11 protein-coding genes are annotated in these 9,089 nt (G+C 71.2%); 9 read left to right on the forward strand and 2 right to left on the reverse strand.

Going from position 1 to position 9,089, the window contains the following annotated elements; genetic code table 11:
- Positions 1 to 436 precede the first annotated feature (436 nt).
- Positions 437 to 1,186, forward strand: coding sequence for a hypothetical protein (locus V7E09_RS12540; RefSeq protein WP_324512300.1), 750 nt, complete (start codon positions 437 to 439; stop codon positions 1,184 to 1,186).
- A gap of 180 nt (positions 1,187 to 1,366) precedes the next feature.
- On the opposite strand, the gene V7E09_RS12545 is transcribed toward V7E09_RS12540, so the two are convergent.
- Both V7E09_RS12545 and V7E09_RS12550 read right to left on the reverse strand, forming a co-directional pair.
- Complete coding sequence (locus V7E09_RS12545; RefSeq protein WP_324512299.1) at positions 1,367 to 2,071, reverse strand: response regulator transcription factor; 705 nt, start codon at positions 2,069 to 2,071, stop codon at positions 1,367 to 1,369.
- Positions 2,062 to 3,309 carry a sensor histidine kinase gene (locus V7E09_RS12550; RefSeq protein WP_324512298.1) on the reverse strand — a complete coding sequence of 416 codons (1,248 nt, stop codon included), beginning with the start codon at positions 3,307 to 3,309 and terminating at the stop codon, positions 2,062 to 2,064. Before V7E09_RS12550 ends, V7E09_RS12545 begins: the two co-directional genes overlap by 10 nt.
- 120 nt (positions 3,310 to 3,429) lie before the next feature.
- On the opposite strand from V7E09_RS12550, the gene V7E09_RS12555 reads away from it, so the two are divergent.
- The 8 genes from V7E09_RS12555 to V7E09_RS12590 all read left to right on the forward strand — a co-directional run.
- Positions 3,430 to 4,410 (forward strand): CPBP family intramembrane glutamic endopeptidase, encoded by a 981-nt coding sequence (locus V7E09_RS12555; RefSeq protein WP_324512297.1) that lies wholly within the window; start codon positions 3,430 to 3,432, stop codon positions 4,408 to 4,410.
- A 60-nt stretch (positions 4,411 to 4,470) separates the two neighbouring features.
- On the forward strand, positions 4,471 to 5,445 hold the full coding sequence (locus V7E09_RS12560; RefSeq protein WP_324512296.1) for an SPFH domain-containing protein: 975 nt from the start codon (positions 4,471 to 4,473) through the stop codon (positions 5,443 to 5,445).
- Complete coding sequence (locus V7E09_RS12565; protein WP_324512295.1) at positions 5,445 to 5,699, forward strand: toxin-antitoxin system HicB family antitoxin; 255 nt, start codon at positions 5,445 to 5,447, stop codon at positions 5,697 to 5,699. The genes V7E09_RS12560 and V7E09_RS12565 overlap by 1 nt, the downstream gene beginning before the upstream one ends.
- 77 nt (positions 5,700 to 5,776) lie before the next feature.
- The gene (locus V7E09_RS12570) at positions 5,777 to 6,100 is read left to right on the forward strand and encodes a YbaB/EbfC family nucleoid-associated protein (RefSeq protein ID WP_324512294.1); all 324 of its coding nucleotides are present in this window, start codon (positions 5,777 to 5,779) and stop codon (positions 6,098 to 6,100) included.
- A gap of 11 nt (positions 6,101 to 6,111) precedes the next feature.
- Positions 6,112 to 6,711: a recombination mediator RecR gene (gene recR / locus V7E09_RS12575; protein WP_324512293.1), complete on the forward strand. Its 600-nt coding sequence runs from the start codon at positions 6,112 to 6,114 to the stop codon at positions 6,709 to 6,711.
- Between the two features lie 40 nt (positions 6,712 to 6,751).
- Positions 6,752 to 7,567 (forward strand): Cof-type HAD-IIB family hydrolase, encoded by an 816-nt coding sequence (locus V7E09_RS12580; protein WP_324512292.1) that lies wholly within the window; start codon positions 6,752 to 6,754, stop codon positions 7,565 to 7,567.
- A gap of 86 nt (positions 7,568 to 7,653) precedes the next feature.
- Positions 7,654 to 8,619 (forward strand): zinc-binding dehydrogenase, encoded by a 966-nt coding sequence (locus V7E09_RS12585; protein ID WP_324512291.1) that lies wholly within the window; start codon positions 7,654 to 7,656, stop codon positions 8,617 to 8,619.
- Between the two features lie 237 nt (positions 8,620 to 8,856).
- The coding region (locus V7E09_RS12590) for a class I tRNA ligase family protein (protein ID WP_324523471.1) at positions 8,857 to 9,089 on the forward strand (233 nt) is incomplete at its 3' end.

Consider the following 9,089-nt stretch of genomic DNA (forward strand, 5'->3'; position numbering starts at 1 on the left):
CGCGGAGCCTGTCGACGCTCCGACGGGGCCGGACGCGGGCGTCGCCGATTCTCGTGGGGGTCTCGTAGACCCGACGGAGGCCCGCTCACGCGGCGTGGCCTCGGGCGAGCCTGCCGGTCACGGGGATATCCGCGCACGCGAGGCGAGCCCTGACGGTTCCGGGAGCAGCGCAGGCGAGGCCGATCGTGCCGCTCCCGCGAGCGCGACCACTCCGGATGCGCGACCCGCGGGCCCGAACGATAGCGGCCCGGGCGATAGTGCGCGGCCTGAGCTGGGTCGCGCGCAGCCGGCGGCGGGCGCCGGGCGCGGCAGCGCTCCGGAACCCCCGTACGATCCGTACTCCGACGACGAGCCTCCGTTCGACCCCTACGACGAGCAGGACGCCGGACGCAGTCACGCAGGCGCGGGACGCCCGTCGGGCCGCCCCGCAGGGTCGGTGGCCGGGCAGGAGCGGCCGACGCAGGGCGGGGCTCCTAGTGCTACGACTCAGGAAGGACGCCGCGGACGCCGCCCCCAGGCTCCCGCGACGCCGACGCCCGCCCCCGAGGCGCAGCCGGTCGAGAGTTGGTCGATCAACGCGGCGCCGACGCCGACCACCCCGCAGCAGCCCCGGGAGGCCGCGCCAGCCGGAGCGAACGAGCCCGAGGCGGCGCCGGTCACGGGGGGGCTGGGCACGGCCGATCTGCGAGCGCGCTGGCCCGAGGTTCTGGACGCGGTGCGCAGCCGCCGCCGGGTCACCTGGATCATCCTGCGGGAGAACGCCCAAGTGCACACGTTCGCCGACGGCGTCCTCACCCTCGCGCTGAACAACCCCGGCGCCCTGGAGAGCTTCGCGCGTGGTGGGAGCGACCAGATCGTCCGCGAGGCGGTGCTCCACGTGCTCGGCGTCGCGCCCACCGTGAAAGTGATTGCTGGCGGCGGAGGTGATGACGGCCCGGTTGACAGACCCGCGGCGCCCCCGGCGCCCGCTCAGGAACGCCGGCCGGCGCCCGAAGCGTCCCACCAGCACGCCGAGCGAGCCCGCGCGAACATCGAGCCGACCCGCGTCGGGCCCACAGACGAGCCGGAGCCGCTCGAGTCGCTCGACGACCCCGACATCGACGACCAAGCGCTCGGTTCAGCCGAGTTGATCGCCAAGGTGCTCGGCGGCCAACTCATCGCCGACGAGGACCCCGACCACGTCTGAGCCGGTCCCGACCGCGGCGCATCAGGGGCACCTGCCGCGCCTGCGGGCTGGGCGGTTGGCTCGGCATGCCTCACCCGGCACGGCCCCGGGCAGGCCCCAAGGGCGGCCCCACGAGGATGTCAAGCAGGGGCCCGCGGGGCGCCGCACGCGTGCGCCGATCACGCGCCGATCGTGCGCCGCTCAGGGGCGGTGCTCGCGCTCCAGGACGAGGATCGCCAACTGGACGCGGTTGCTCACGTGCAGCTTCGCGAACAGGCTCGCCAGGTGCGTTTTCACCGTGGCGCCGCTGAGGTACAGCGCTGCCGCGATCTCCGCGTTCGTCAGGCCCTGGGCGACGAAGCGACCGACCTCCCATTCCCGCTCGGTGACCGACGGTGGACGCGCGACCGACCCGCCCGCCATCCGCAGTGCTTCCCCCGCGGGGGGCGTCGGGGCGCCGTGCTGCTCCGGTTCCCGGGTCGCCAAAGACATCAGCCGGGTGAGCGCCCCCGGCGAGACCCGCGAGCGGCCCTCAGCCGCGTCCTGGACCGCCCCCAACACGAGGTCGGGGGCGGCGTCCTTCAACAGGAACGAGAGCGCACCGGCACGCAGCGCGTCCAGCAAGAACGCGTCAGTGTCGAAGGCGGTCAGCACGACGATGCGGGCGCGGGTTCCCGCGGCGACGAGGGCACGCGTCGCATCGATTCCGCTCATCCCGGGCATGCGGATGTCCATGAGCACCACGTCGGGGTCGAGTCGCTGGACGGCCTCGATGGCGGCCCGCCCGTCGGGCGCCTCGCCGACCACCTCGATGCCGTCCACTCCGTCGATCATGAGACGGATTCCCGCCCGCATGAGCGCCTCATCGTCGACGATGAGCACGGCGACCCGTGGCGTCACTCCCATGGCAGCGTTACCTCCACTCTGAAGTGGTGATCCGGCGTCGTCCCGAACCAGGACGCGCCCCTGAGCAGCGAAACGCGCTCGGCCACGCCGGTGAGCCCATGCCCGGTGCTGATCACCGGCTGAGGGGGACGCTCCGGCAGGCGGTTCTCGGCGCGGAGCACCACCTGGCCCGGCTCGCGCGCGATCAGGATCGTGACGGCCTCGCCCGGCGCGTGCTTGGCCGCATTCACGAGCGCCTCCTCGAGGATGCGGCTCAGCGTCACGGCCCGCGCCGGGAAGCAGGCCACCTCCTCAGGGGTGATCCCACGCCAGGTGAGGTTCACGTCCTGACCCGCGAGGCGGGCGGCCTCCACGAGCGCCTCGATGGACGCTGCCGTGGGGAGCGGGACGGCCTCGCCCAGATCGGCGGGGTCGCGCAGCGCCGTCAGCGCCTCGCGGAGCATGCCGCCCGCGGTGGCCGCCGCGTCGCGGATGGTCTGCGCGGTGCTGCGGATCTGTTCGGGAGGCAGATCGTCGCGGCTGGCGAGTGCGCCCGCGTGGATGGCGACGACGGACAGTTGGTGGGAAATGCCGTCGTGCATGTCGCGGGCGAGGGCCCGGCGCTCCTCGGCGCGGGCGCGCTGCACGTCGATTTCCCGGCTGCGAGCGAGCGCAGCGTTGGCGCGCTCGGCCGCTGCTGCCTGCTCGCGAAGCGCCGTCACCAAGGCCGCCCGCGTGCCACGGACCCGCCCCCACAGCAGCGGTCCGGCCGTCATCACGGCCGCGACCAAGGCGACCGCCAGCGGGCTCCCGGCCAACCCCGTCTGGGCGGACCCCGCCACCGCGTCCTGCCAAGACGACATCGCCGCCATGCCGAAGGCCATCGTCACTGTCAGCGAAGCGTCGAGCGTCAGGGAACGGCGCTCGCCGAGCCGGACGAGGGCGACGATGGCCGCAGGCATCGCGAACGAGCTGACCACCCCGGCCAGGACCAGCGCCACGTTGCCCACGATGGAACGGCGGAGGGGGCCCACCGCGATGGACGCCGCGATGCCCACGAGGAGGTCTGCGACCAGGAAGGGGGCCAGGACGGCGATCTGGGCCTCCCCGGATTCGTCGAGGGTGAGCCCGAACAACACCACGTAGGCGAGTGCTCCGACACCGCAACACACAGCCGAGACCAGCAGCGCCCACAACCGGGGGTGGCGCGCGGCGAGGGGGCGCGACGAGGACGCCGACAGGGCGGAGGACTGCAGCACCTTCGTCATCCTAGGTTCGGGCCGCGCCCAGGGGATCACCCAAACGGGTGAGGGAATGCTCGGCGAAGTCCACCCGCATGGGCGATCCGGGGCAGACGCTGGCCCGCAAGGCTGGACGACATGATGACGAACACCTCGACGGACCACGCGCCCACCCCGGCCGGACCGTCCTCCTCCGGCGCCTCGGTCCTTCGCCCGCTGGCCTACCACCGCCTCCTGCTGTCTCCGGCCCAGGGCACCCGCTGGTGGCGTCCGCTGGCCGTTGTCGGGGCCACGGTGGGCCTCTACCTCGCGTTCGTGCTTCCGCTGCTCATCCTCACGGTGGTCGCGATGGAGGGGACCTTCGGGGACCGCTGGATCCCGACCCCTGAGCTCAGCGACCCGTCGAACCCGGCCGACATGGTCGTGGGACTCGGCATGATCGCGCTCATGGTGCCGGCCGCGGCCCTGGGGATGCGCTGGGCTGGGCGCGCCCCCGGGATCCTGCACTCGGTGCGGCGGCGCGTGCGGTGGGAGCTTCTCCTGCGTGCCGGCGTGGTCCTCCTGCCGCTGTATGCGCTCGTCAACACGGCACAGTTCCTGGTCGCGCCGCCCGCGGACCTGGCTTGGCCGACGGTGAACGCGCACACCCTCCTCCTGTACGTCCTCTTCGTCCTCCTGGTTCCGCTGCAGTGCGCGGGGGAGGAGTACGTCTTCCGGGGCCTGCCGCTGCAGGTGTTCGGGACGTGGCTACGCTCGCCCCTGTGGGGCATCCTCATCCCGGTGCCGTTCTTCGTGCTCGCGCACGGCTACGACTGGGTGGGACAGATCGACATCGCGGTGTTCGCCGTCTGCATGGGGGCACTGACGTGGAAGAGCGGCGGGCTGGAGTGCGCCATCGTCCTGCACACCGCCAACAACCTGACGCTGTTCCTGTTCACGACGTTCAGCGCGTCTTCAACCCTGGAGCAGGGGGCCGTCGATCCGATGCTGTTGCTGATCAGTCTGCCCGTGACGCTCGGCAGCACCGCCTGGATCTGGTGGTGGGTGTCGCGTCGCTATGGCGTGCGCGCCCTCGAGCCGGTGGTGGAGGTCGCCCGACGCGGCGCCGCGTGTGCGTAGCGGCTATCCCTCCCCTCGCTAATGTGATATCACTTAGCTATCAGATTCTAAGGAGGCGTCATGACACAGGGCACTGTGATGCAGGAGGAGCCCTCGGTGGGCGGCGAGGCGGCCGGTCGTCCGGTCGGGCACGAAGGCACCCGCGTCACCGTCGAGGAGCGGACGGCATGGTCGATGTCGGGGGCGGCCGCGCTGGTGATCGCCCTGCTGCTGCTGGCCGGGTCGAGTTGGGGCCTGGTGGCGGCGATCAGCGCCGACACCAACGGACGCCCCGTCAGCGCGGTGGGTGTGGTCGCCTCCGTGGTGGCGTTCGTGCTGTTCCTGCTGGTGGTGTCGTCGCTGACCATCGTCGCCCCGGGCGACACCAAGGTGACGCAGTTCTTCGGACGCTACCTCGGCACCGTCCGCAAGCAAGGCCTGTTGATGACGGTGCCCCTGACGACCAAGAAGAAGGTCTCGGTCAAGGTCCGCAACTTCGAGACCAACGAACTGAAGGTCAACGACGCCGACGGCAACCCCATCAACATCGCCGCCATCGTCGTATGGCAGGTCGCCGACACGGCCAAGTCGGTGTTCGCCGTCGAGCAGTACGAGGACTTCGTGACCGTCCAGGCCGAGTCCGCCCTGCGTCACGTCGCCTCCTCCCACCCCTACGACTTCGCCGATGCGGGGGAGGAGAGCCTGCGCGGCTCCACCGACCTGGTCTCTCGCGAACTGGCCGAGGAGGTCGCCGCCCGGATCACGATCGCGGGCCTGGAGGTCGTCGAGACGCGGATCTCCTCGCTCGCCTACGCGGCCGAGATCGCTCATGCCATGCTGCAGCGGCAGCAGGCCTCCGCCGTCCTTGCAGCCCGCAGCAAGATCGTCGAAGGCGCGGTCGGCATGGTGGAGCAGGCGCTGGCCAGGCTGGAAGCGGACGACGTCGTCACCCTCGATGAGGAGCGGAAGGCCGCCATGGTCTCCAACCTGCTCGTGGTGCTGTGCTCGGACTCCCGGTCGACGCCGGTGATCAACACTGGGACGCTGTACGGCTGATGTCGCCAGACGACGACGCGACGCCACCGGAGGCATCCGCGTCCCCGGCGTCGAGGCGGCGGGAGCGCAAGTCGCTCCTGCTCCGCCTCGACCCGGCCGTTCACGAGGCCTTGGCCAAGTGGGCCGCCGACGACCTGCGCAGCCTCAACTCCCACATCGAGTTGTTGCTGCGGGACGCCTTGAAGAAGGCCGGGCGCGACCCGAAGGCACCGCCGCTCCGCAAGCCGGGACGCCCGCCCGCGGACCCGACCTGATCCGCCGGGCCGGCCTGGCAACCGCGGGCCCGTGGTGGGTGATCACCTAGGATGAGGACGACGAAAGGGAGGTCGGCATGTCCATGTTCGGCACGGAAGGCGGCGGCTTCGACATGAACGCCCTGCTCGCCCAGGCCCAAGCCATGCAACAGCAGATGGCCAACGCGCAGGCCGAACTGGCGGCCACCACCGTCGAAGGCACCGCGGGCGGCGACCTCGTGCAGGTCACCATGACCGGCGAGGGCGATGTGACCGCCGTCGTCATCGCTCCGGCCGCGATCGACCCCGAGGATCCCGAGACGCTCGGGGACCTCATCGTCGCCGCGCTGCGGGACGCGTCCACCCAGGTCAAGGCTTTGGCGAACGCGGCGATGCCGCAGTTGCCGAACCTGCCCTTCTGAGCGGAGACACGTTGTACGAGGGTCCCATCCAGACGCTGATCGACGAGCTGGGTCGGCTACCGGGGATCGGTCCCAAGAGCGCGCAGCGGATCGCGTTCCACCTGCTCAACACCGACCGCGACGACGTCGACCGGCTCGTGGTCGCGCTGCGCGAGGTCGTCGACAAGGTGAAGTTCTGCGACATCTGCTTCAACGTGTCGGAGGAGACTACCTGCCGGGTGTGCCGTGATCCGCGCCGCGACCAGACCACCATCTGCGTCGTCGAGGAGTCCAAGGACGTCGCCGCCATCGAACGCACCCGCGAGTTCCGCGGGCTCTACCACGTCCTCGGGGGGGCGATCAGCCCCATCGATCACGTCGGCCCCGAAGACCTCCACATCGCCGAACTGCTGCGTCGGCTGTCCTCCCCGGTCATTACCGAGGTCATCCTCGCCACCGACCCGAACCTGGAGGGCGAAGCCACCGCCACCTACCTCACCCGACTGCTGGCCAGCGCCGGGATCACGATCTCGCGGCTGGCGTCCGGCCTGCCCGTGGGCGGCGATCTCGAGTTCGCCGACGAGATCACTCTTGGCCGCGCCTTCTCGGGGCGGCGCGCCGTCACCGTCTAAGAACCCTGCTGCCTCACACATTCACAAGGAGAGATGCGCTGTGCCCATCCGTCTGATCGCCACCGACATGGACGGAACACTGCTCCGCAGCGACCACCGCACCATCAGCCCCCGCACCCGGGAGGCGTTCGCCCGCGCCCGCGCCGAGGGGATCGACGTGCTCGCGATCTCGGGGCGTCAGCCCTACTCGATCGGCGCGATCGTGGCCGACTCGCCGCTGGACGGCTCCGTCGTCGGCAGCAACGGCTCGGTCGCCATGAACACCCTCACCCGCGAGATCCTGTTCGAGGAGACCCTCAGCGTCCACGCTCAGCGGGCGATCGTGGAGGGCATCCTGCGCGTCTACCCCGGCGTCAAGGTGTCCTCGGCGCGACAGGCGGGCGACGTGTACGTCACGCAGCACGGCTACGCGGGCATGGAGGACCCGGGCGCTGAGGTGTCCCGGTGGGCGGTGTCGCACCGGCGCGCCGATCTGGAGGAGGTGCTGGCCGAGCCGTCGGTGAAGCTGGCCCTCCTCGATCTGGACGTCCCGTCCGAGGCGCTCTTGGAGTTGGCGCGCGAGCTCGCGGTTCCCGGAGCCGGGCCCACCACCTCGGGGGCGCCGTTCCTGGAAGTCGGCAAGGAAGGCATCTCCAAGGCGACCGCCCTGGCGCGGTTCGCCCACGATCGCGGCTACTCTGCCGACGAGGTGGTGGCCTTCGGCGACAACAACAACGACGTCGAGATGCTCGCCTGGGCCGGGCACAGCGTCGCGATGGCCAACGCTGTCCCCGCCGCGATGGAGGTCTCCGACGAGGTGACGGCCACCAACGACGAGGACGGCGTCGCGCAGGTCATCGAGCGACTGCTGGGCTGAGGCGCACGGCGGGGGATCCGCACCTGAGGACGCCGAGGTTGGGCATCCGTCGTGCCCGTGTCAGCCCCGCGCCGTAGGCTGAGCGCATGCGCGCAGTCTTCGTCGAGCAAGCCGACCCCACCGCCCCGCTGTCCGCCCTGCGGGTGGGGGAGCGACCCGAACCCGAGGTGCCCGAGGGCTGGGTGAAGGTGCAGGTCGAGGCGGCCGGACTCAACCACCACGACCTGTGGTCGCTGCGCGGCGTCGGGTTGCCCGCCGACCGGATGCCGATGATCCTCGGCACGGACGCCGCCGGACGCACCGAGGACGGCCGCCCCGTCATCGTCCATTCGGTCATCTCGACGCCGGGCTGGGTGGGCGATGAGACCTACGACCCGCGTCGCAGCCTGCTGTCGGAGCTGCACCAGGGCACCCAGGCGGAATGGGTCACCGTGCCCGCGGCCAACCTCATCGACCGGCCCGACTTCCTCACCGCCGAACAGGCGGCCTGCCTGCCCACCGCGTGGCTGACCGCCTACCGGATGCTCACCCACGATTCGGGCCTGGCCAAGCCGGGCACCGTCCTCGTCCAGGGCGCCTCCGGCGGGGTGGCGTCGGCCGCGATCGCGCTGGCTCACGCACTCGGGCACCGGGTCTGGGCGACGGCCCGCACCGAGGAGAAGCGCGCGTTCGCGCTCGCTCAGGGTGCTGAGCAGGCCTTCGAGCCGGGCGCCCGCCTGCCCGAGCGCGTCGACGCCGTGATCGAGACGGTCGGGGAGGCCACCTGGTCGCATTCGCTGAAGTCGCTGCGTCCCGGCGGCACCGTGGTCACCTGCGGCGCCACCTCCGGCCCCAACCCGCCCGCCGACCTCAACCGGGTGTTCTTCCTGCAACTGCGGGTCATCGGCTCCACGATGGGCACGCGTCAGGAGTTTGGGGAACTGCTCACGTTGCTGCGCCAGACGGGACTGCGTCCCGCCGTCGATCGTCTGGTGTCCTTCGACGAGGCGCCCGAGGCGTACGCGGCCATGGAGGAAAGCTCGATGCTCGGCAAAATCGTCCTGCGTCCCTGACCCGGTTTCCGCTCGAAGGCGGGCGGCTTGGTCGAAGGTTGCAGGCGTCCCTACACTGGGAGGGTCTGCAAGGCTGAGATGGGGCCATCACCCCGGAGCCGCCGGAAGAACAGCCCTCGGGCTCACTAGAACCGGCTGCGGCGCATAAGGAAGCGGGACGTCTCGGCGTCCAAGGAGGGTGGTACCGCGGGGCTCGCGCCTCGTCCCTTCGTCCGAACGAGGAACGAAGAGGATGAGATGACCACCCAACCCGGGTACAACGCCGTCGCGCCGCAGGTAGACCTTCCCGCGATGGAGCACGAGGTGCTCGCGTTCTGGCGCGACCACGGCACGTTCGAGCGGACCCTCGCCCAGACCGATGGCTCGCCGCGCTGGACCTTCTACGAGGGACCGCCCACGGCCAACGGCATGCCCGGCACCCACCACATCGAGGCCCGTTCCTTCAAGGACATCTTCCCCCGGTTCAAGAC

The organism is Propioniciclava sp., assembly GCF_036744435.1.
GTDB lineage: Bacteria > Actinomycetota > Actinomycetes > Propionibacteriales > Propionibacteriaceae > Propioniciclava.